Here is a 23512-nt window from a genome sequence, read left to right on the forward strand (position 1 = left end):
AGGGTTGTTCTTTAAGCCAGCAATTTTATTAACGAGGTTGGTGGCATTGATAAATTCATTTTTAGCAAACATCTCAAATGAGATTGCTAGCATGTGATTCCAAACAAAACGCGCTGAGCCGACAAGATTATTTAGAATAACCGCCTGCTCTGCATTAGGCTCAAGCCTACATTTATACGCTTTGTTGATTTTCATAATGCCAATTCATTTTGTTTTTTTAATATAAGTTCTAAAATTTAGTATAGCTTACTTCAGTACATAATTTGTATGAATATATAATAAACGCTAGGCGAAATTCACCTCCACCCTAATATCGGGTGGAGTCCTCTTTCGCGGTTTTGATAGTGGGCCTTAACACAGAAAAACCGCCAACCAGTCAAAAATCTACTACAGTAAGCAAATCTTAAGAAAGCTGGCGTAAAGTTTAGCAAGATGGATGGTATAAAGAAAGTGAAAAGACGGTCCGGTAAGCCGTTTAAAAAGGCTAGCTGGGTGTTAGACGCTTGACTGGCTATCAGCTAGCCTGCCAAGTCATTCATATTTACAATCGGTAGCATCACTGCCATCACGATAATCATCACCACTACCCCCATCAACACGAGCATCAAGGGCTCAAGTAATGACAGCAACGTACTGATAAAGTTGGTCGCTTCCGCTTCCTGCATGTTGGCGGCTCGGCTGAGCATATTTTCAAGCTCCCCTGAGTTCTCGCCACTTTTAATCATTTGTACCATCATTGGTGGAAAATAGGTCGATTTTTCAAGTTGACTGGACAAACTAGCGCCTTCAGTCACCCTATCAGCGGCGGTAATGATGGTTTGCTTAATGTGCAAATTGGTTGTCACCGCAGCACCTATGTGCAAGGCCTCAATCAAGGGCACACCTGAGCGCACCAATATGGCAAGCGTGCTAGCAAAGCGAGCGGCATTCAATCCTTTCGATAACCGCGCCAATATCGGCAACTTAAGTACCATACTGTCTATGGCCAGTTTACCCGCTTTGGTCTGAGCAAAACGATAGAATAAAAATGCCACCCCTGCTAACACCAATAGCATCAGCCACCACCACTGGGTAATGATGTTTGATAAGGTCAGGACAACTTGGGTAATCAGCGGTAGCGCTTGCTCAGACTGCTCGAAAACCTTGACGATTTTGGGCACCACAAAGCTCATCAAACCCATAATCACCCCGACTGCCATCACCATCAATACAATGGGATAAACCATCGCGCCTTGTATTTTTTTTTGTAAGGCAAAGCGGTTTTCGGTGTAATCTGCCAACTGATTGAGGATTAGATCTAAATGACCGGACTTCTCCCCTGCCGCGATAGTAGCGATATAAAGGGGCGGGAAGCTGGCGGCTTGCTGTAAAGCACGGGCAAGGCTTAGCCCCTCTAAGACATGAGAGCGCACGGCCAGCATTAAGGACTTAATATGGGTCTTTGGGGATTGTTTGGCGACGGCTGCCAACGTTTCTTCAAGTGGAATACCCGCCGCGAGTAAGACAGATAACTGGCGTGTGAGCAGTGCCAACTCATAAGCTGAGGGTTTTTTATAGCGGCTTTTACTTTGACTTTGGCGATCATTAACGGCGCTGACTTCTACTGGTGTCCAGTGCTTATCACGCAGCTGCTGACGCACTTGCCGCGCAGAATCGCCTTCGAGCAAGCCTTTTTGGACACTGCCGCGATCGTCGAGCGCTTTAAAATGATAAGCGGGCATAGCAGCAGATATCCCAAGGTGATCAAAGGTAAAGAGTTAGAAACCAGTGCTTAAAACAATGCTTAAATCAGTGCTTAAAAAAGCGGCGTAGAATCACTACTATCAGGCATTAAACCGTTTAATAACAAAACATCGAGATGCTGCTGCTGTAGTTTTTTATCAAAATCGTTCACCTCGGCGATCAGCATTCTCTCGATACGTTTATCGCTGGCAAAGACACTCAAGCGGGCACAGATAACCGCCAGTTGATAAACACGTTTTTTGCAGTAGCTGTCCAAGCCTTGTAGTAACCTCACCATATGCGGGGTTTCAAGACTGGCGTACTCATAATCAGCAACGGTCTGTTGCCCAAGGGCCGTGACGCCATAGCTGATAGACAGGTGCGCGCAAAAATAACAACTGAATAAATAACCAACCACATGACCGATGTAATAGCCACGATCATAGGTAAAGCTGCTCACACCGAAGTGCCCTAAGACATAGCTATTGAGACTGCCTTGGTCACGAATGAGTTTGCCATGTTTTAGCTTACCCACAGTGGCAAAGCAAAGTGGGTTTCGTCCATCCTGAGTGGTTAGTTGCCACCCTGCTGGCTGCTGCGCTGGCATATGACGCACGATATCTGCGATGATATCATCGACCACATGCAGCTGCTGCCAGAGGCGTTCTAGCCCATCCGTGTCCATCAGGCCGCGCTTATCGAGCTGCTGTGCAAGTTGATATTGCTGATACTCTGCAAACTGAGATTTGAGCGTTTGTACCAAATAAGTGGGACGGGTCTCGGCAGAGGCCACGTACAACAGCCGAGTACGCTCATACTGAGCGTGATAAATTGCCACACGCTGCTCGGCAATACTAGGCCCGCTATTAGTAGTCGCCACACTGTCATCGGTTGAAGCAGCAGACGACGCGTCAGCCGCACCTTTCAACGCCACTTCTTCATCTACAGGATCTTCAGAGGCTAACGTAAATAGGGCCAACAACGCTGCCTTGTCCAGTGTCTCAGGCACCTTATTTTGCTCGTTTTCTACAAGGCGAGGGCTATCTTTGGCGTTGCCTTTAGCACTATTTCCCTTGCTCTTACTTTGTTTTTTAACAGACGCAGCAGAGCCTTGTTGGCTATTGGCTTGTGCGCTTGGCTTTGCAGTCGGTTCAGTCATAACATACCATCAGCAGCAAAAATAAACATCTTCTAGGACATACTATATGGCTAGCATACCGTGAAAAACAATGCGCTATAAATAAGCGTTTGCGCCTAGACGACTCATTATTCCATAGTACCTGAACACAAGCACATTGTCAGCTGTGCATCATCAAAATACCGTCAGTCGAGTGCTGTCAGTAACCCGCTATCGAAGTGCCCTGTTTCCGAGTTAAAAACAAAAAAAGCGTTAAGGACACGATGGTAACCTTAACGCTTTCGACAAAAAGAGTGCCACAACCATAAGCTAAGCGAGATTGTCTTTTTGATATTGTTGGCGGTACGCTTTTGGTGACACGCCATAAACGCGCTTGAACGCCTGACTGAAGGTGGAGTCCGAAGCATAACCCACCAGCTCACTGATTCGGCTGATACTATTTTGCTGCAGGCGTAAATACCGCGCTGCCAAACGCAAGCGGTAATCAATAAGATAGGTCAATGGCGGCATACCCACTGTGTCCTTGAAGCGCTGCGCAAAGCTCGAGCGCGACATTCCTGCTGTCTCAGCGAGCTTATGAATGGTCCAATTTTGGCTTGGTGCTTCGTGCATCGCGGCTAGTGCTTTGGTCAAAAACGGGTCTTTCATGGCTTTTAGCCAATTGTCTGTGGCCTCGGGCAAGCTTTCAATATAAACACGCAAGCACTCAATCATCATAATACTGGCCCAATGATTGATAACCGCTGTTTTGCCCATGCGCTCACGCTCCGCTTCTAACGTCAGCAGCTTAATCTCAACGTCAATAACCTCAAACCTACCATCATCTTCATCGTTGATTTCAGGCAGTATTGATGGCAACACAGACAACAGAGGACGAATCATCTCTTTGTCATACTTGCACTCGATCAATATTAAAGACGAATTGGGATCGCCATTACCATCAATATCCAGCGTATGCTCTTTGCATGTCATCAGCATCTCATCGAGCGGTCTGGCGTCCTCGCCATTATGATCCAGCGCGTAGCTGACATGCCTATATGCATTGGGAATCATAATCATATCGCCAGCGTGTGCCTGTCGCAGACCATCACCAACATCAATACAAAAACTACCAGACATCACTAAGTAAAATAAAATGGTGTCTTTTCGAGTGATTGAATAAGACCAATTTCCAGCACCATTTAAACGATAATACTTGGTTTCAAACAAATAAACGTTTTGTAACAATACGCTTAGTGCGTCCATCAAACACTTCCTCAATAGGCAAAGTCAGTAGCAGCAAATTCCCTTAAAAAATCACACACGTCCCTATTACAGCCTTAGACTGACTGAATATATTCAATCATTATTTTGACTAACTTAAGAATTACCAATCTTCTATTTATAGCTGATGGCTTAAGTGTCAGATAACATCCATAAACTGGCGTTACACGGTACATACTATAAAACAAAAACCCAAAAAGGCTAGCCGTAGGGCAAAAAATAAATGTCCAACACGTTCAAATGGATGGGCACAAACTAGCGCGCTTTTAAGCGTTTAACTATAGTCAACAATTAATAAAATGGAGACACGATACGATACTACGTGACTGGTACAAATTTTTCTTGCTTGCCATGGCTACGCCGATAAGGCGACAAAAATTTATCTCAGCCCTGCTGACTCTCTTTTACATTGAAATAACTATAACAAAATAAGATCATATAACTAAACAGGCAGGCACAAAAAAATGCCAAAATCGGCAAGTATATTATTTATATAAGCTTTTTATAACAAATAGGATGTATAAAGACTAAAGGAAGAGAATGCAGAATAAAATGGGGCGACTGATGGGACTCGAACCCACGACAACCGAGATCACAACCCGGGGCTCTACCAACTGAGCTACAACCGCCATAACTGCTGCCAAGGACTGGCAAAATATGCAGGCTAAATGGTGCGCCTGGCAGGGTTCGAACCTGCGACCACCTACTTAGAAGGCAGGTGCTCTATCCAACTGAGCTACAGGCGCTCTTAGGGGCTTTTTATATATCCAGTCTCGTTTAAAATATAAATATATCAGAAACTAAACCATTATACATAAAAAAAAGCCTGTAAGGCTCTTAAAAAATAGATGGTCGGAGTGATAGGATTCGAACCTACGACCCTCTGGTCCCAAACCAGATGCGCTACCAAACTGCGCCACACTCCGAAATTCTCTATTATCACGATAGCTTGTTAACTACTTCGTTAGTGGCGATGCCGCTAACTTGTTAATGTTCCTCGCTATCGAGGTGCACATATTAAGGGGTAAAGCCGATTCTGTCAACACCTATTTTTGATTAATTTAAAATAATTGCTAACTTATTTCAAAAAGCCCGTATTTCTTATAAAAACAACGGTGACAAAACCTCTTACCAACCTTGATACGTAATACGTAATCACTAGCGGGGTCATTATACTACATTCACTGCTGGAAGCAAGCCACTGTTTATCGTACCGGTAAGGACGTTAAATGGCATCAGCCATAGCGGCGCATGACCTGTTTGATTGTCGGTATGCTCATTATCATAATCATAGCCTCGTTGCTTGAGTGCCACCGGCTGCCTGTCACTGCCTTGTACCGGATAGACCAACCAGACCTGCCCTGCTTGGTAAGCCTGCGCATAACTGACCAATTGATAAGCGTCACTCGCACTGATGGCCGCCGTTTGGGATAAATGCTTCCATTTCATATCGATGACATGACTATACGTTCCTGAAGTGCTCACTTGCGAGGTTTCTTTCGTATTATCCTGATCATGGTGACAATTTTTGTCAGTAGTCACTTTATATATGAGTAAATCAGGGCGTATCGACAAACACGCTTGCCCTTCTGTATCACTTAGCCAAACACGCTGCGTTTGATACAAGGGACGATAGCTTTCGCTCATTTGGGTAAACATTGATGCGATGCGCTGACTTGCCCATTGCTCAAAAGCTTGATTCATATCAATCAACAGGCACAAACGCAGTTGGGAGAGGCTTTGTTTCAATGCGCGGTTTGAGTCAATGCCATTACCCGTTGCTACGTTTGACTGCTGCAATAGCCAATAAGCGCGATCGACTAATTGCTGGCCAGCTTGTAACTGCTGCGCTCGAAGCGGCTGCACCGCTAGCTGACGTTTGGCTTGACCATATATCACCTCTAGCTGAATCATTTCATGCCGAGTCAGCGTGGGCACTGGCTGCCATGCTTGGAGGGTGTTACAGATACTTGACTTAGAGACTAGCGGGGTCAGCAAAACCAGAGCACTCTTAATCAAGCGGTTGCCCAGCATATCCCGGCTTAACATACTGCTCTCACAGACAAATTTATGCGGCTGCATACTGTTGTGGCGCAGCTGCTCTTTGATGAGTAGCCGACCTTGTAGCGAGGCTTGATTGTGAGTTTGCGCCTGATAGTGCTTGGTCGGCTGATAATGAACCAGCCACTGCAAAAACTGCGCAATCAGCCAATCTGATAATGGTAGTGTGGGCAGTGCGGCTGCTGGTAGCGATGCCAGCTGATGACTGAATTGACCTAAGTTTTTTGTATGCGGCAGTTTATGACGGGTACTGCCACCGCTGTTGGTCAAGTCAGACAGCATATGTTGCACCCATTGACGGGTTTGGCTGACGTCATTGTTTTGAGCGGCTTTATGGGATTGCTGTTGACGCTGAGAGCGTGGGTTTTCAGGATTTGCACCCAGCTTTGGTAGTATCTCAAGCGTCATGCCACTCGGCAGTAAAATGATCCCAATATAATGTCCGACCTTTAGCTGCCACTGGCCCTGCTTGCGTTTAAGGGTAAACACCGAAAACTCTTGCGCCAGCAGCCAGTGAAAATCAGCGACGTGCACAAAGTCTTGCGCCGTTAAGCGTTGATGCTCAAACACAGTGATAACGTTCGCATCACGCGCGGCAACATGGCTGCTATCCGTATGACTCAAGACATTGCTCTGATTTTTCTCTTGGCTATTTATCACCGCTTAGCGACCTTATTCATATAAACGTTGATAAACGAAGGGTTTGATAAACTCGCCCGTCTTGGCAATAAGGTCCGTGTTAATCCTATAACTGCCTGCGTTCATAGCCTGCCCGAGAAACGCGCCATGCCCTGAGAACATTTGATTTTGGCCTGCGATGTTATTTTGATTATCCATCTGACTGCTTGGATCGTTATTTATCAGCGCTTGGTTATCGTGGATAAATTGGGCACACATTGGCTGCGACTCATCGTTAAAAATATACTGCAAGACTGCCACTTGTCCGCCAGCCGCTTGCGCTAATTGGGGAATGATTTGTTCAACCAGCACGGACTGCAATTGCTCAAGACTATTAACTGACCAGAAAAACGCATGGCCCAATTGCACATCCGCCCCTAGCGATTGCGTAATACGATGATTTAACCCCATTAGCAATTTGGCCAAATCTATCGTTGCTGCTGTCGCGTCTGCTGCATTGCCAGTGTCTGTCTCTTTGCTAAGACTGATAGTCGGTAACAACTCAGGCTGTGGCGGACAGTCGACAAAGCGAAAACGCCGACGTAATGCCATATCCAGTGGTGCTAACGAATGATCTTGGGTGTTCATGGTCGCATAAATATCGACATTAGCAGGCACACTAAAAGGCCGGCCAGAATACGCCAAATTTACTGTCATCGCGTTTGCCATACCAGCCCGTTTGTCCGGCTCAATCAAACTCAATAACTCACCAAACACGCGTGAGACATTAGCACGATTGATCTCATCAATCAGCATTGCATAACGCTGTTCAGGGTTATTGGCCGCGCGCTGACACAAGGTCAAAAATGCACCGTCTTGAATGGCGTAACTCATCTGAGACGGACTGCTATTGATGTGGCTATTATTGGTTTGCGCGTGGTTGGGTTGGCCATGGTTGGCATGAGTAGAGGCTGCCAGCACAGGGCGAATCCCTTCAACAAACTCTTCATAGCCATAGGCTTGATGAAAGCTGACCATACTAAAGCGCTGCTGGCTTACGCCTTGGTCTAGGCTAGCATTGTTATCACGCTGTGCCTGCTGAAACTCTGCTAGCTGCTGTGATAGCTCATTCAATAGCGATATGCTTTGGGGCAATAAATACCATGCCCCACTAGGATCTTTATCAAAATAGGCTTGGCTGGCACGATTTTTATACGAAACGGTTGTTGAGCTGGCAGGGCTGTGTATTTGCAGCACAGACCATGCCGTATTGCTTAAATTACTGTCACGCGCGTTTTGCGCCGCTTTTGCGAGAAAAAACGCATGATTGACCACTTCAGGCACTTTTACCAAGTCTTGCTTGTTGGCTTGAAAGTCTAAAAATATCAAACACACGACTTCGCGCCAGCTCAAATCGTATAACAACTGGCCCAGCAAATCTTCATCATTCGCTTTAGGCAGATAATCGGTATACTCTTGCGCAATTTGTAGCAAACGGTAGGTTTTACCCGTACCAGCGACACCCGTATAGATGATATTGATCGGCTTGTGAGGAGACATATCCGGCATAGCGTTATCCAGCGTTAAACAGTCGCGTAAAAAATAAATAAATCACGCTACACTCTTATTATAGCGTGGTTCACTCCATAGCATCCAGTAATGCCATCACCTAACCTACAGGCCATTAGACAATGCTTGGTGATCGTCTCCATCACATCATTACGTTACTGTTATTTTATAAGCGCAGCAGTTCATGGTAATAATAGTAGGGACACGTCAGTTAATGTACCATAGGTAAAATAGTGACTAGGGTAAACTAACGGCTAGGATACAGTGGGGGTGTTACTCACGCTTGGAATGATTTTTAGTGGGCAATCACTTGCCAACACCGCTTCTCAATCCTTCATCCTCATGTCATTATCACTGTAAAAACCATCCAACTTAAGGAATTTTGTATGTCAGGATTATTAAAAAAATTGCCTATCAAACTGACCAGCAAATTGCCAGCCAACGTATCTGACAATACCAGACCACCAGTTGAAAAACCGAACAGCACCCTTAAGCCCATTAGCAATCAGTTTACCAAGCTCTTGTCAGTCACCAAGTACTTGCCTGCCAGTGCACGCTCAAGTATTTTATCCAAAGCGTTTGGTAAGGTGGTGCCATACGTGGGCACGACAGGTGTCTATTATGAGACCGTCGAACCCAATCAAGTGGTGGTCAGTTTAAACAACCATAAATCCGTGCAAAACCATATCGGCACTATCCATGCCGTGGCTATTACCTTGCTTGCTGAGACCGCTACGGGCTTTATTTTGGGTTTAAACCTGCCGTCTGATCGTGTGCTACTGATTAAATCTTATTCGGTGAACTTTCATCGTCCGATTAAAAAAGGACAAGTGGCTGCCATAGCGAGCTTAACGGATGAACAGCGCTTAGATATTTTGAATACTCCAAAAGGCGAAATGGTGATTCCTTGTGTCATTCATGACCGTGAGTCTGACAGCGAGCGCGCCCCTATCGTGGTTGAGATGACGTGGGCGTGGATACCCAAATCTGAATTAGAAGCGCGTCGTCAAGGCAAAACCAGCGAAACCACAACAACAACCGAAGCGGCCACTGACCTCAGTGCTGACACTGAATCTAAGCCACACACTGAAACTGAGTCGGACCAGCAAGCAGTGGCTAAAGCTGATACAGTAGAAACCAAATAGCCAGTTGAAAGCTCGTAAGAATCCATGGGCAGTCTACTTTGAAGGCTCGTACGTGTTTGGTCAGATTGGGGTTAGAGACGGAAAATCGATCAAAAATGCCATGAAATCGGATAGACACGTACCATTAGCTAACAATAGCGTCATCAGTCAGGGCGCTTTCTTTGGTCACCCGCAGCACCTCCTCTAACGTCGTCCGCCCCTCTATGACCTTGCGTAGACCATCAGCACGAATTGAGGGTGTCTGCTGGCGGGCGTACTCTTCTAGCTCGTACTCAGCGGTATTACTGTGAATCATGCGGCGTAAGGCGTCATCAATGGGCACTACTTCGTATATCGCTGTACGTCCTTTAAAACCTGATTGATTACACTTATCACAGCCGATAGGTTTGGGCAATTGAATAGATGTTCCTGCCCCCTTCTCCTGAGCCTCAGACCCTGCTTCAATACCAATTTCGGTGAACAGTTTGGCTTGTTGGGTATCCGCTGTCTGCCAGCCATGACAGTGTGAGCAAAGCGTGCGAACCAAACGCTGCGCCACCACGCCAATGAGCGAAGACGATAACAAAAATGGCTCCACACCCATGTCTTGTAAACGAGTGACTGCACCAATGGCCGTATTGGTATGCAGCGTGGATAATACCAAATGTCCTGTCAAAGACGCTTGTACAGCAATCTCGGCCGTCTCTAAATCCCGAATCTCACCAACCATCACCACGTCTGGGTCTTGTCGCAACATCGCGCGCAAGTTCTTGGCAAAGGTCATATCCACTTTGTTATTGACCTGCGTTTGTCCAATACCATCTAGCTGAAACTCAATCGGGTCTTCCGCAGTCAAGATGTTACGGGTTTGATCGTTTAAGTCTGTCAATGCCGAATACAGCGTGGTGGTTTTGCCCGAACCTGTCGGTCCTGTCACCAAAATGATGCCATGGGGACGATGAATCAAACGCTTAAGCTCACTATAGTCATTATCAGAGAGCCCAAGGTAGGTCATATTCAGACGACCCGCTTGTTTGTCCAATAAGCGCATAACGACTCGTTCACCAAAGCTCGATGGTAACGTAGATACCCGCACATCGACCTCACGCCCTGCCAATCTTAAGCTGATACGACCATCTTGCGGCACACGCTTTTCAGCGATATCCAATTTGGCCATGACTTTAATACGTGATACCAATAATGGCGCCAATTGGCGTTTGGGCGTGATGATTTCTTTTAATTCTCCATCGACGCGAAAGCGCACCACCAGGCGCTTCTCAAAAGTTTCAATATGTATATCTGAGGCATTTAAGCGTATCGCTTCAGACAACAGTGCATTGATCAGACGAATAATAGGCGCATCGTCTTGTTGATCCATCAAATCCTCAGTTTCAGGGACACTGTCCGCCAAACTATCAAGGTCGGGATGGTCTTCAAGCCCAGCGGCAATATGCTGCGACTCTCCTGTATTACCAGCGTAAGCCGCGTTCATACGTTTTTCAAAGTCGTCTGAGCTGATACTTTCATAAGTCGGGATAGCGCGCACGCCTTGCTGCTGTAAAAAACGCACCGCCTCATTAATGGCCGATAACGGGGTAGCTTTGGTCAATACCAAAGTCGGTGGCAGCTCAGGATCGATAGCAGGTATGATCAAGAGTTGATGGCGTTTCGCAAAACTGTACGGCAGTTGCAGCATATAGACGGCCTGATAAATAGAGATAACGTCAGAAATAAAATCATGCGAAAAGGTAGCAAACGCACTGTGCTGAGCGGGCTAACCCAAAAAGAGTGCAAGTAAGATTGCATGAGTTTGTTATAATAACATTTTGTTTTAAACGCGTATGATTTTATGTGAGCGACGTTGTAGGTCACTGTCACTATCACTGTCACTCCCATACTTTTTATCGTGTTCATAGTAAAGCGATAGTCAATTCACTATAAAAAAGTACCGTGCTGCTAGGTTAGTTTCTATCGCCTTTGTCGGCACAAGTTGTGAGCAGAGTGACAGAGTGTACTGTCATTGAGACTGCCAACGTAACAGATTTATAATGAATCGACTGTGTCATACGATTCTTATTTTACTGACAGTGCGTTACTATGACTTACTGCACGCGTTTTTATACCACTTGGACTGTTTATTACTATTTGTCTTTCACCTTGCCCGCTCGCTATTAGGATTTGCCGTTATGTCAGAGAACGCTAACACTACTACTCACCCCACTCCACTGTTGCAAGATACGTTTACCGTTGGTAGTCGTACCTTTTCCTCTCGGCTGTTGGTGGGTACAGGCAAGTATAAAGACATGGCTGAAACTGGTGAAGCTATTGCCGCCTCCGCCGCAGAGATTGTGACGGTTGCCATTCGTCGTACCAATATTGGACAAAACAGCAATGAGCCCAATCTGCTTGATGTGATTTCTCCTGACAAATACACCATCTTGCCCAACACAGCAGGCTGCTTTGATGCAGACACCGCGATTCGGACCTGCAAGCTTGCGCGTGAGCTGTTGGGTGGGCACAATTTGGTCAAGCTTGAAGTATTAGGTGATGAAAAAACCCTTTATCCCAATGTCACCGAAACGTTAAAAGCCGCCAAAGTCTTAATTGATGATGGGTTTGAAGTCATGGTTTATACATCAGATGATCCCATCGTCGCCCAAGAGTTAGAGAGCATGGGCTGCGTGGCAATCATGCCGCTTGGCAGCTTGATTGGTTCAGGTCTGGGGCTGCTCAATCGTCACACGCTCAGCTTAATTATCGAAAATGCCAAGGTGCCGGTATTGGTTGATGCCGGCGTTGGCACAGCCTCGGATGCAGCGCTGGCCATGGAGCTTGGTTGTGATGGCGTGCTGATGAACTCAGCGATTGCCAATGCCCAAGACCCAGTCATGATGGCACACGCCATGAAGCATGGCATTTGGGCAGGCCGTGCAGCATTTTTGGCAGGTCGTATGCCTATGCGCAAGATGGCCACGGCCAGCTCACCGCAAACTGGCTACTTTTTTCAGTAGGTTTACGACGCCACGGCCCTAGTAGGTTTACGACGCCACGGCCCTAAATGAAGAACCCGTTATAAAATAATCAGAAAAATATGATTTTTTATCCAATGTATCGTCATAAAAGGATTTATTATGCGACTTCTCACAGCTGTCGACCAGTTGTTTTTACTTCTTGAGACGCGTAAACAACCCATGCACGTGGGAGGATTGTTTTTATTTGAGTTGCCCGAGGCGGCGGAGAGCGATTTTGTCTATCAGTTGGTCAAGCAAATGCAAGACTCTGATGTGGCGCCAAGCTTCCCTTTTAACCAGGTTCTAGAGCATTTGGTGTTTTGGAAAAAAGACAAAAACTTTGATGTCGAACACCATCTTCACCATGTCGCTCTGCCAAAACCTGCCCGTATTCGCGAGCTGTTGATGTACGTCTCAAGAGAGCATGGCCGTCTGTTAGATCGCGCCATGCCGTTATGGGAATGCCACGTGATTGAAGGGATTCAGCCAGAAAACGAAGGTGGGCCGGAACGGTTTGCGTTGTATTTTAAGATTCATCATTCTTTGGTTGATGGCATTGCTGCCATGCGCCTTGTACAAAAATCTCTATCACAGTCACCAAATGAGCCCGTCACTCTGCCCATCTGGTCATTAATGACGCGTCATCGTAATCATGTCAATGCGTTACTGCCGGCTGAAAGGTCGGTCAGACGCATCATCAAAGAGCAAGTGTCTACCATCAAACCTGTCTTTACAGAGCTGCTAGATAATTTTAAAAATTATGGCGATGATGGGTATGTCGGTACGTTTGATGCGCCCATGAGTATTTTGAATAAACGCATTTCCGCCTCCCGGCGAATAGCGGCGCAGTCTTATGATATAAAACGGTTTAACGATATCGCTGAAAGACTAAAAATCAGCAGAAACGACGTCGTACTAGCCGTTTGTGCGGGCGCCATTCGTCAGTACTTAATATCGATGGACGCCCTGCCCAGCAAGCCATTAATAGCGTTTGTGCCCATGTCACTGCGTACCGACAACAGTATATCGGGCAATCAGTTGTCGTTTGTGCTGGCCAATCTAGGCACGCATTTAGATGACCCACTGCGTCGGCTTGAGCTGATTCATCGTAGTATGAATAATGGCAAACGCCGATTTCGCCGGATGAATCAAGCGCAAGTCATCAACTATAGCGTGATCGCCTATGCGTGGGAAGGTATCAATTTGGCCACTGGCTTATTCCCTAAGAAACAAGCTTTTAACCTTATCATCTCTAACGTTCCTGGGTCTGAAAAGCCGCTGTATTGGAATGGCGCACGGCTGCAATCCTTATACCCCGCCTCTATCGTGTTCAACGGCCAAGCGATGAATATAACCTTAGCCAGTTATTTGGACCGGATTGAGTTTTGTATCACTGCCTGTAGTAAAGCCCTACCCCACGTCCAAGACATGCTGATGCTTATAGAAGAGGAGTTAACGTTGTTGGAAACGACCAGTAAAGAGCTTGAGTTTAAAGGGATAACGGTCAAAGATAAAAACGTGAAAACCAAAAAAAAGCTGGCTCCATAATGGAACCAGCTTTTTTTATTTAAGGGTCTAAATGGAACTGCTTAAAAAACATCGCCCCAAGTTGGCACCACAACTTGCATCAACGGTTTTAACAGTTTGACATTACAAGCAAAGATAGAACCTGAGGTCATAGAGTTATGAGCGCCCGTGTGATCCACCACCACACCGCGTGCTTCGGTCACGATAAGCTCACCCGCTGCGATATCCCAAGGCTTAATAGACATCTCAAAGTAGCCATCAAAACGACCAGCCGCCACATAGCATAAATCAAGTGCCGCTGAACCCAAACGACGAACCTGACCGCCTGCCTCAGATATTTTCTGTAAGCTTTCAAAGTGCTGTTTAGCGTAAGAGATGACTTCACCATTGCGCTTGCGCTCAAGCGGATGACCTGTGGTAAATAAACCACCATCCAGCGTTTTGCGCTCGCTCACATTGATACGGCGCTGATTGAGTCGAGCACCTTTGCCTCGACTGGCAGAGAACATCTCATCACGGACTGGATCATAGATAACGCCGTGTTGGGTGACCCCTTTATGCTGTACCGCGATAGAAACACAGAACTGCGGCACACCATGAACGAAGTTTTTGGTACCATCTAGCGGATCGATAATCCAGCACCAGTCAGCATCTTCGCCACGGCCTTCTTGCATACCAAACTCTTCACCTAAGTATGAGTGATCTGGATAGCTGGCTTTTAGCGTTTCAATAGTAAGCTCTTCACTAAAACGATCAATACGGGTGACCAGTCCATCAAGTCCTTTAGATTCAATATCTAACTCGATTTTGTGGCGGTTTTGATGCGCATATAAAATCTCTTTACCAACTTTTTCAGCAGTACGCGCTGCGATGACGACCATGGGTTCCATAAATAACCTATTTGCTTGATGAATGAATATAAAAAATAGTAAGACCAAATCTGTGCCCACAACCTGCCAATCAGCCGCTGCATCACATCGTACCTACCACACACTGTTGCTATGCGATTTAAAAAACGCGCCTATTAAAACGTTCTTCATAAAATAAGAATCGCATTATACTAAAATTGTTCGAGAAAAACGCAAACCATTACGTACGCAAAACCCGCCACTGTTAAACCAACCGCTGTTTTGGTGGTCATCACAAACTGCCCAAGTTGTAAAAAAGTCAGCACCTACGGCTAGCAGGCGTTCGCTCTCGTCATCGAGCTTTATTTGTTCAAACCAATGCTCGATTTGAACGAGCATTATAACGCTTAAAACATTAAAAATATGGCTTACGACAACAGCTGCTGAAGCTGCATGACCACACCATCGATATCTAGACCACAGTCAGCCATTTGCTCTGCTTGCGAACCATGGGCGATAAATCGATCAGGGATACCAATATTACAGATAGCTGGGCGATTACGCTTGAAGGCAGTCGACTCATTGAGCAAATACTCATTCACCGCGCTACCCGCGCCGCCCATGATCATATGCTCCTCTAATGTCGCGATATGAGTGATGCCTTGCGCCAATAACCTTTCTAACAATGCCGTGTCTAAAGGCTTTACCCAGCGCATATTGACAACATGTACCTGACAACCTACCGCGTCATCATGAGTAAGACTTTCTGCCGCTTGCTGAGCCGTGGCCACCATTGTGCCAAACGCCAACAATGCAAGTTTTTTGGGAGCCGCATCACTACCTAAAATGGCTTCTACGGCTGCCTCACCGATTTTATAAGTGTGGGCAGGCTGCTCAATCACTGCCCCTGTACCAACACCGCGCGGATACCGGACCGCTGTGCAACCTTGATATTCATAGCAAGTATTAAGCAGATGGTAGCACTCGTTCTCATCTTTTGGCGCCGCAATCAGCATGTTGGGCACACAGCGCAAAAATGCAAAATCAAATACGCCAGCGTGGGTGGCGCCGTCTTCACCGACCAAACCTGCGCGATCAATCGCAAACATCACGTCAAGATTTTGTAGTGCCACATCGTGGATTAGTTGGTCGTACCCCCGCTGCAAAAACGTCGAATAAATCGCTACAATCGGCTTAACACCTTGCGTTGCCATGCCAGCTGCCAGCGTGACCGCATGTTGCTCAGCGATGGCCACATCAAAAAAGCGCTCTGGAAAATGACGCGCAAAGTCGGTCATCCCTGAGCCTTCTTCCATGGCAGGAGTAATCGCCAGTAGCTTCTCGTCGTGAGCTGCTTTATCGCATAAAAACTGCCCGAACACTTGTGAGTACTTTAAGGCAGGCTTGCTGCTTGACTGTGACGTTTCTTTGTTCGTACTTTGAGTGTCACACTTAATGTCTACTGGTAATTTGCTGATCGCATGATAGCCGACTGGATCTAACTCTGCGGGCGCAAAGCCTTTGCCTTTTGTGGTATAAATATGGACCAAAACAGGGCCTTTTAGACGCTTAGCAAGGGATAGTACACGCAGTAACTCAGGGATATTATGACCGTCAAATGGACCGAAATAGGTAAAGCCAATCGCTTTGAATAAATTGTCTTCTAGCTGCGGGACATCACGCATCTCTTTATGACGTTTACGGCGATCAAAAGCTTGCATATCTGGGCGATGACACAGAATAGGTTCCCCTTTATCAGAGATATCCACCTGATAACCTGATTCCCAAAGCATGGCTAAATGACGGGAGAAACCACCAATAGAACACGATATCGACATATCATTGTCATTTAAAATGACCAGCAGATCAGCATCTTGCTGCACTGCGTCATTCATGGCTTCAAATGCCATGCCGCCTGTCATCGCACCATCACCAATGATACAAGCAACGGTTTGCGCGCGACCCTGATAACGCAGCGCGAGACTCATGCCTAAACCAGCTGAGATTGAGGTCGATGAGTGGCCAACACCAAACGTATCGTAAACCGACTCTGCCCGCTCAGGAAACGCGGTCAAACCATCCTTAGAGCGGATAGTGCCTAACTGCTCGCGGCGACCTGTCAACACTTTATGCGCATACGCTTGATGTCCAACGTCCCAAACGATCTGGTCGTGCGGCGCCTCCAACAAGTAATGGAGCACAATGGTCAATTCCACCACGCCCAAGTTGGCACCAAAATGACCGCCACTTTGGCCTGCTGAATACAACAAAAAAAGCCGTAGCTCATCAGCCAACACAATCAGCTGAGCTGTTGTAAAGGTATTCAAATCCGCTGGTGCAGCAATACTATCAAGTAAAGGCGTCTGCGGACGCACGCGCGGGATCACAGTATAAGTCTGCTGTAAATTTGACAGCTGGGCAGCAGAATCAAAGGCTGACGCAGATACGGACTGAGGCTGTGGGGAATGAATTGACTGCTGCATAAACCGTACGATACCTACTATTCTGCTGACAAGACGTTGCCGGAGCGCGTAACGCTAACTAAGCCACGTCAATAATATCTACATCGTTATGGATGTAATGGATTATATAATAATTATTTAGACAACTTGTATACACATAGCTGCTATCTGCGCTGCGCCTAAGAGCAAATGTGCCGCCGTAATGGACAGCGAGGCTACAGTGCTCAGACGCTTTAATGCCAAGGGCTGATATTATGCCTTATTATCTTGCATCATTATCAGATGTTAGTGACGACATAGTAATGTAAGGACAAAGACTTGTCACTGTATCCGTCAAAATAGTATGGCATAATAGCATTTTTTTTTAATTATCGCTTCAATCATCGTGCGTCGTTTGTGAACTTTGTGTGTTTTTATCATAAAGACAATCAGCACGCTTGGTTTACGAACCGGTTATACTGACATCACCCTAACTCTAATAATATGGCTAGGATGACATGGCTGCTTTATCACAGCCATAACAGACTCTCTACCGCCACCATTATCGGCTTATGCAGGACATTAATGTCATATCAATTTATCACTAGCGCCAAACTACCGACTCGTCACGGCGAGTTTGATATTCATATCTTTGAAAACGATGCGGGTCAAGAGCATGTGATGCTGACCGTTGGTTTGTCTGTGGCTGAGCAAAATACAGATGCCGCGGCTATATCGAGCCAAAATGCGCCGCCGCTCCAAAAGGACGAGACGCTAGTGGAGCAACCAATCCCCTTGGTTCGTATTCACTCCGAGTGTCTCACTGGCGATGCGTTTAGCTCATTAAAATGCGATTGTGGGCCGCAGCTCAATACAGCGATGCAAGCGATACAAGAGACGGGCTATGGTGCTATTTTGTATTTGCGTCAAGAAGGTCGCGGTATTGGCCTGACCAATAAGATTCGCGCTTATGCCCTGCAAGATCAAGGTCATGATACCTTAGACGCCAACCTCATGTTAGGCTTGCCCGCTGATGCGCGCATTTATGATATGTGCGGGCCCATGCTCGCCCATGTTGGTGTTAAGGCGGTAAAGCTCATTACCAATAATCCTGATAAAGTGGCCTATCTGGCTGAAAATGGTATTGAGGTTGTCGAACGCGTGCCATTATTGGTTGGGGTAAACGATATGAATGCTGAGTATCTCGCAACCAAACGCGACCGTATGGGACATCTCTTGGACAAAAACATCAATACCGCCATACACCTTAATAAATAGATGAATATCTTATGAGTATTCCAAATATGGACAACAAACAAGATTTGCCAGCGGCAGATTCAGTAGCGACACCGACCAATACTGACATCACGCGTGTGCGTGAATTTTTAGTCGATTTGCAGGCGCGTATCTGCCAAGCTCTAGAAGCACAAGAGCGTGACGGTGGCGGTGATGCCAAATTTGTCCCTGATGACTGGGAACGCCCTGAAGGTGGCGGTGGCCGCTCCTGCGTGTTAGCAGACGGCAAAGTGGTGGAAAAAGCGGGCGTGATGTTCAGTCACATTCATGTCCACAACTTGCCTGCTTCAGCCACGGCGCGCCATCCCGATATCGCTGGCCGTAAAGCGCAAGCCATGGGGGTCTCACTGGTTGTCCATCCCAAAAACCCAAACGTTCCTACCAGCCATGCGAATGTGCGTTTGTTCGTAGCAGAAGCTGAGGGCGAAGACCCTATCTGGTGGTTTGGCGGTGGTTTTGATTTGACCCCGTTTTATCCGGTGCTCGAAGACTGTGTTCACTGGCATCAAGTCTGCCATGACCTTTGCGCGCCTTTTGGGGACACTGTTTATCCTGACTTTAAGCAATGGTGTGATGAGTATTTCTACCTGCGTCATCGCGATGAGCAGCGCGGTATTGGCGGCTTGTTTTATGATGATGTCAATACTGACAGTCGCGGCTGGGATTTTGAGACGTGCTTTGACTTTATGCAGGCGGTTGGTAACGGTTACCTTGACGGTATCATGCCAATTTTCGAGCAGCGTAAAGACACGCCTTATACCGAAGAGCAACGTGAATTTCAGCTGTATCGCCGTGGCCGCTATGTTGAATACAACCTTGTCTACGACCGTGGCACTTTATTTGGACTCCAAAGCAATGGCCGTATTGAGTCTATCCTCGTCAGTATGCCGCCGCTTGCCAGCTGGCACTATCGCTTTGAGCCTGCTGAAGGGACACCTGAGTTTGAATTGACTGCTTATTATCTAAAACCCCGTGATTGGTTAGCCCTATAGTTTTTTATACACCATAAAATCTATCATTTTTAGAGAATGCCTATTTAGAAAGTGCCTGTTTAGAGAATGCCTTTTTAGAGAATGCTCATAAGGTCAGCCATCGTAGCTGGCCTTATTTATGTCAGCCTTTTAATCTAAAATAGGGAGATCTGAAACGATACACCTTATCGTTACCTTAAATATTACGATGATATAACAACTATACTAACTACCTTGATGTAGATAACCGTTACAATAGAATTTATTTTTAGCAAAACCCGTTAGAAGCGAGTGCGCTTCCAAATGTTTGTTAGGCAGCGTTTTTTATAATAAGACTTTACCATTAGGCCAGCGTCTGCAAACGCCCCTACTATTAGCCAAATTTAAAGGAGTAATTCATATGGCACAGATCCACACCAACAAATCATTGAAATCTATCTTCGGCATCACCTTGATGGCCGCCGCCTTAGGGATGACAGCTTGTAGCAGCCCCACCGACCCTGACGTAAAAGCCCGTCAAGACAGCATGAAAAGCTGGGGTGATGCGATGGGCGTTATGGGTGATATGGCTAAAGCACCTGATACCTTTGATGCCGAAGTGTTTCAAGAGCAAGCTGCATTCTTAGCAGACGACGCCGCCACTCCTTGGAGTCATTTTGCCAACCAAGAAGCAGCCGGCAACGCCACTGAAGCCGTTTGGTCTAATGTCGATGGTTTCCGTGCTGAAGCAGAAAACTTCGAAAAAGTAACCGCTGAACTAAACGCCGCTGCACAAACAGCCACTAGTATTGAGGACGTCATGCCTGCCTTCAGTCAAGTTGGTGAAAGCTGCAAATCCTGTCACACAGAATTTAGAGTAAAGAATGACTAAATAGCCTTGTTTTTACTTTATAAAAAAACCGCCACGTCACTTGATATGGTGGTTTTTTAATCTTTGAGAAACGCTAAAGAACGAAAAGCCGCTTACTCTAGAAGCACTGCATGCGCTAAAGTATGATATCCCGTGACATGCGCAGCCTAGGTTTCATCCACGGCAAATAGGACATTGCGTACCACCGAGCGGGAATCTGCCGATCCGCCAAGCGAGCCTGACAGTATCCCAACGGACGCTAGAAAGGCGGCCAGCCGCATATATGGGCCGCGAAAGAGGCGCCATCCTTATCAGAGGTCCAGGTACTCATCAACGGATCTGGAAACACGAACACCACCACCCCGTACATCAGCACACCAAACATCAGAAACAGACAAATCAAGGTCAGCACCAGTGCTAGGTAAGTGGCCCCAGCCGTGACCACCGAGCTCTCCGATGTCTGTCCTCGCCGCGTCGAGATCAGCCGGAAGGAAAAAGCGCGGTAGAGCACAAAGGTGGCCGTCAGAAAACTGGCAAATACGAAGACTGCCAATTGGCCATAGGACACCGATGCCGCAAAATCCCAAGTCTCCCCGCCAAAGATAAGCACAATGATCACTGAGAGCGCCGTGGCAATCATGGTTGGCAGCTTGGTAGCAATGCGTGCCGGATTGGCCCGGATGGCACCGCGAAGAATACGGGGAAGGTTACCTAGGGTGTGTCGTCCAATAAAAGCGAGTTTGCTGCTCTCAGAATAGCGATCATTGGCTTCTCTCGGCAAGTTTTCAACCATTTTCTGATGTTGTAACTCGGTGAAATGCTGCATGGTGTCGAGGTCATCAGGCACCTGTACGCGGGCGAGATAGTTGGTCGAACCTTGCACGTAGTCTAGGTTCAGTAGGCGCCCGAAGCAATGTAGCATCAGGGTCGTCAGGCGCTTAGTACGGATTTCCTGCTGCGGAAGCTCGTCTTCTCCGTAGGCGATCAATCGGCGCGTGGAGATCACGGCCACATTCGTGAGCTGGGATGGCAGCGCGAGAAGATAGGACATCGACGCGGCGGCAATCTCCACGTCCGTAATGATGAGCAAAAAGGCCAGTTTGCGTTCGGTTTTCTCGTTGATGCCGATTTGTATAAAATCGAGAGCCTGATAGCCGTTCTCCTCGGCGGTCAGGCTGGGTCCTGCGAACGAAAACGACTCCACCTGAATGTCCAGCTTCTGCTGGATGATCTGGTTGAATTCGACCGTAGCAGCCTTGGTCAGAGCCTCCAAGGCACCATCACTTTTCTTTCCGGCTACGTCGAGTTGCATAATGCCAAGGGCAATATTTCTTTCGGGCATGGTCAAAGTGGCCTTAACGTAAGCAAACTATTCTGCTGATTGATTGACATCGACAGCGTGCTGTTCATTCAATTTTTTGACGATGGATTTTACCGAAGGATCACCAAGATCCAAAGTGCGTATAGGAAAGGGAATGTTAATGCCCGCCTCATCTAGCGCGTTTTTAATTTGTACCATCACTTCGTGGATAGAAGCGACTTTGTGCGCCTGCGTGCCATCATCAATAAACCAGCGCACCATCAAATCAATAGAAGAGTCACCAAACCCTGTGGCAATCACGCTGGGGGCTTGATGCGTAGACACCGTTGCCGCTTTGCCAAGCGCTGCGAGAATCTTCGATTTCGCTGTTTCAATATCATCTTCGTAGCCAATGCCTACCGCCACTTGCAGACGGCGCTGCTTATACGCCGTGTTGACAGTCAAGGCCGAGGTGTACAAGTCGGAGTTTGGAATGACCACTTGCCTGCCATCATAAGTTCTGATGGTGGTCGCGCGAATCTTGATGTCTTCAACTGTCCCTTCGTAGTCGCCTGAAATGATCTGATCGCCAATACGAAACGGTTCTGACAACAGGAGCAAAATACCAGAGAGCAAGTTTTGAAAAATATCTTTGAAAGCAAAACCAATGGCAACAGAACCAATGCCTAGCGCCCCAATCAGCTTAGCTGGCGTAAAACCCGGTATGGCAACCACCATCGCAATCATAAAGCCGATGAATAATATCAGGGCGCCGCCGACCCGCTGAAAGACCTTGACCAGATTTTGATGACGCACACGCGCGCCTAAAAATTTGTGCACGACTTTTTTAAATAAAAGGGACAACAGCCAAAAAATACCCAGCACAATGAGGGCTGCCACAAAATAAGGGATACGCTCGATAAAGCCACTCGCCAGATCCTGGGTGGTGTAGACCACTTGTTGATAAATGGTCATACCATCGGCTAACGTATTCGATAGGCGGCTCACGTCAGGGGTGGGCATAAACGAGGTACTCCTACAGCTAGGTTAGCGCGTGTTTATAAACAAAGGGCGTGATGGCTGAACAGGTGAGTGCTGAGCAGTTCATGAATAACCCGCCATTTAGCCCATCAAATCGGCTTGTACAATCTCAATCCAATAGCCATCAACGTCTTTGATGAATGCAATGTTTTTCATACTGCCATCTTCTGGACGTTTTTTAAACTCGACCTCGTTTTTGTCAAACCAAGCAACAGCCTCATCTAGGCTCGGCACACTAAAACAGATGTGACCAAAACCTTGGGGTTCTTGGTTGCCATCATGATAGCTAAAGTCCGCTTTTGTTTCGGTACCATAGTTATGCGTCAACTCCAAGATACCGCGCTGACGAAACGCAAAAATTTCCAAGTCATCACCAGCAGGCAGACTTTCACGCTCACTCTCGGTAAGCTTGGCTAAAAAGTATAAATCAAACCCCATATCAGGGAATTTTTTTACCGCCAGCAAAGTCATGCCAAGAACACCCGTATAAAACGCCAATGATTTGGCCGGATCTTTTACCCGTAGCATGGTGTGATTAAACGTAAAGCCTGTCGTCTGAGCTGAGATGGGCTGTACGCCATCTGTGTTTACGCTGCTCGCAGGCTGAGCTATATTTGAGTCATTATTGTTATGGTTAGATGATAAGTTAGACATAATTATCCTAATGTGTTTCAGAAAATAAAGTGGCAAACAGACGCCCCGCAGTGGTAGTGACGCGACTGCCCCTCTCAT

At 46.8% G+C, this 23512-nt stretch carries 18 protein-coding genes and 3 tRNA genes; 6 read left to right on the plus strand and 15 right to left on the minus strand.

Translation table 11 applies throughout. The features are described from left to right. The 9 genes from B2P60_RS09870 to B2P60_RS09910 form a co-directional block, all read right to left on the minus strand. Positions 1 to 195, minus strand: a 195-nt coding sequence (locus tag B2P60_RS09870) for a helix-turn-helix domain-containing protein (RefSeq protein WP_286741131.1), incomplete at its 3' end; no start/stop codon positions are given. A gap of 323 nt (positions 196 to 518) precedes the next feature. Next, the gene (gspF, locus tag B2P60_RS09875) at positions 519 to 1721 is read right to left on the minus strand and encodes a type II secretion system inner membrane protein GspF (RefSeq protein ID WP_286741133.1); all 1203 of its coding nucleotides are present in this window, start codon (positions 1719 to 1721) and stop codon (positions 519 to 521) included. A 74-nt stretch (positions 1722 to 1795) separates the two neighbouring features. Next, on the minus strand, positions 1796 to 2881 hold the full coding sequence (locus B2P60_RS09880; protein ID WP_286741136.1) for a hypothetical protein: 1086 nt from the start codon (positions 2879 to 2881) through the stop codon (positions 1796 to 1798). 288 nt (positions 2882 to 3169) lie between these two features. Further along, positions 3170 to 4105 (minus strand): helix-turn-helix transcriptional regulator, encoded by a 936-nt coding sequence (locus B2P60_RS09885; protein ID WP_286741138.1) that lies wholly within the window; start codon positions 4103 to 4105, stop codon positions 3170 to 3172. A 571-nt stretch (positions 4106 to 4676) separates the two neighbouring features. Further along, positions 4677 to 4752: transfer RNA gene (locus tag B2P60_RS09890), tRNA-His, on the minus strand. A gap of 40 nt (positions 4753 to 4792) precedes the next feature. Beyond that, positions 4793 to 4869, minus strand: a tRNA-Arg gene (locus tag B2P60_RS09895). 103 nt (positions 4870 to 4972) lie between these two features. Next, positions 4973 to 5049, minus strand: a tRNA-Pro gene (locus B2P60_RS09900). Between the two features lie 244 nt (positions 5050 to 5293). Further along, entirely contained in the window at positions 5294 to 6844 is a 1551-nt protein-coding gene (locus B2P60_RS09905; RefSeq protein ID WP_286741141.1) for an McrC family protein, read from the minus strand. Between the two features lie 12 nt (positions 6845 to 6856). Continuing rightward, positions 6857 to 8371 (minus strand): McrB family protein, encoded by a 1515-nt coding sequence (locus B2P60_RS09910; protein WP_286741144.1) that lies wholly within the window; start codon positions 8369 to 8371, stop codon positions 6857 to 6859. Positions 8372 to 8757: 386 nt separating this feature from the next. Here B2P60_RS09910 and B2P60_RS09915 point away from each other — a divergent pair, with 386 nt between their 5' ends. Then, positions 8758 to 9516: a DUF4442 domain-containing protein gene (locus B2P60_RS09915; protein WP_193006341.1), complete on the plus strand. Its 759-nt coding sequence runs from the start codon at positions 8758 to 8760 to the stop codon at positions 9514 to 9516. Positions 9517 to 9640: 124 nt separating this feature from the next. Here B2P60_RS09915 and gspE read toward each other — a convergent pair whose 3' ends face one another. Next, positions 9641 to 11191 (minus strand): type II secretion system ATPase GspE, encoded by a 1551-nt coding sequence (gene gspE / locus B2P60_RS09920; RefSeq protein ID WP_286741148.1) that lies wholly within the window; start codon positions 11189 to 11191, stop codon positions 9641 to 9643. A 532-nt stretch (positions 11192 to 11723) separates the two neighbouring features. On the opposite strand from gspE, the gene B2P60_RS09925 reads away from it, so the two are divergent. Together B2P60_RS09925 and B2P60_RS09930 are read left to right on the plus strand one after the other, a co-directional pair. After that, entirely contained in the window at positions 11724 to 12506 is a 783-nt protein-coding gene (locus tag B2P60_RS09925) for a thiazole synthase (protein WP_286741200.1), read from the plus strand. A gap of 120 nt (positions 12507 to 12626) precedes the next feature. After that, on the plus strand, positions 12627 to 14054 hold the full coding sequence (locus tag B2P60_RS09930) for a WS/DGAT/MGAT family O-acyltransferase (RefSeq protein WP_286741150.1): 1428 nt from the start codon (positions 12627 to 12629) through the stop codon (positions 14052 to 14054). Positions 14055 to 14095: 41 nt separating this feature from the next. Here the strand turns inward: B2P60_RS09930 and B2P60_RS09935 are convergent, their stop codons facing one another. Together B2P60_RS09935 and dxs are read right to left on the minus strand one after the other, a co-directional pair. Beyond that, positions 14096 to 14923, minus strand: coding sequence for an inositol monophosphatase family protein (locus B2P60_RS09935; protein WP_193006337.1), 828 nt, complete (start codon positions 14921 to 14923; stop codon positions 14096 to 14098). Positions 14924 to 15309: 386 nt separating this feature from the next. After that, entirely contained in the window at positions 15310 to 17364 is a 2055-nt protein-coding gene (gene dxs, locus B2P60_RS09940) for a 1-deoxy-D-xylulose-5-phosphate synthase (protein ID WP_286741154.1), read from the minus strand. Between the two features lie 543 nt (positions 17365 to 17907). On the opposite strand from dxs, the gene ribA reads away from it, so the two are divergent. The 3 genes from ribA (at position 17908) to B2P60_RS09955 (ending at position 20460) form a co-directional block, all read left to right on the plus strand. Then, positions 17908 to 18600 carry a GTP cyclohydrolase II gene (gene ribA, locus B2P60_RS09945; protein ID WP_230708711.1) on the plus strand — a complete coding sequence of 231 codons (693 nt, stop codon included), beginning with the start codon at positions 17908 to 17910 and terminating at the stop codon, positions 18598 to 18600. 11 nt (positions 18601 to 18611) lie between these two features. Beyond that, positions 18612 to 19610, plus strand: a complete 999-nt coding sequence (gene hemF / locus B2P60_RS09950) for an oxygen-dependent coproporphyrinogen oxidase (RefSeq protein ID WP_198334926.1) — start codon at positions 18612 to 18614, stop codon at positions 19608 to 19610. Positions 19611 to 19989: 379 nt separating this feature from the next. Further along, the gene (locus B2P60_RS09955) at positions 19990 to 20460 is read left to right on the plus strand and encodes a c-type cytochrome (protein WP_198334925.1); all 471 of its coding nucleotides are present in this window, start codon (positions 19990 to 19992) and stop codon (positions 20458 to 20460) included. A gap of 238 nt (positions 20461 to 20698) precedes the next feature. Here the strand turns inward: B2P60_RS09955 and B2P60_RS09960 are convergent, their stop codons facing one another. From B2P60_RS09960 to gloA, 3 genes are all read right to left on the minus strand, one after another. Continuing rightward, positions 20699 to 21781 (minus strand): hypothetical protein, encoded by a 1083-nt coding sequence (locus B2P60_RS09960; RefSeq protein ID WP_286741156.1) that lies wholly within the window; start codon positions 21779 to 21781, stop codon positions 20699 to 20701. A gap of 27 nt (positions 21782 to 21808) precedes the next feature. After that, positions 21809 to 22714, minus strand: coding sequence for a mechanosensitive ion channel family protein (locus B2P60_RS09965; RefSeq protein ID WP_414706659.1), 906 nt, complete (start codon positions 22712 to 22714; stop codon positions 21809 to 21811). Between the two features lie 147 nt (positions 22715 to 22861). Beyond that, positions 22862 to 23434: a lactoylglutathione lyase gene (gene gloA / locus B2P60_RS09970; protein ID WP_193006330.1), complete on the minus strand. Its 573-nt coding sequence runs from the start codon at positions 23432 to 23434 to the stop codon at positions 22862 to 22864. Positions 23435 to 23512: the final 78 nt, after the last annotated feature.

It is taken from the genome of Psychrobacter sp. UBA3068, assembly GCF_002366815.1.
GTDB classification, from domain to species: Bacteria; Pseudomonadota; Gammaproteobacteria; order Pseudomonadales; family Moraxellaceae; genus Psychrobacter; species Psychrobacter namhaensis.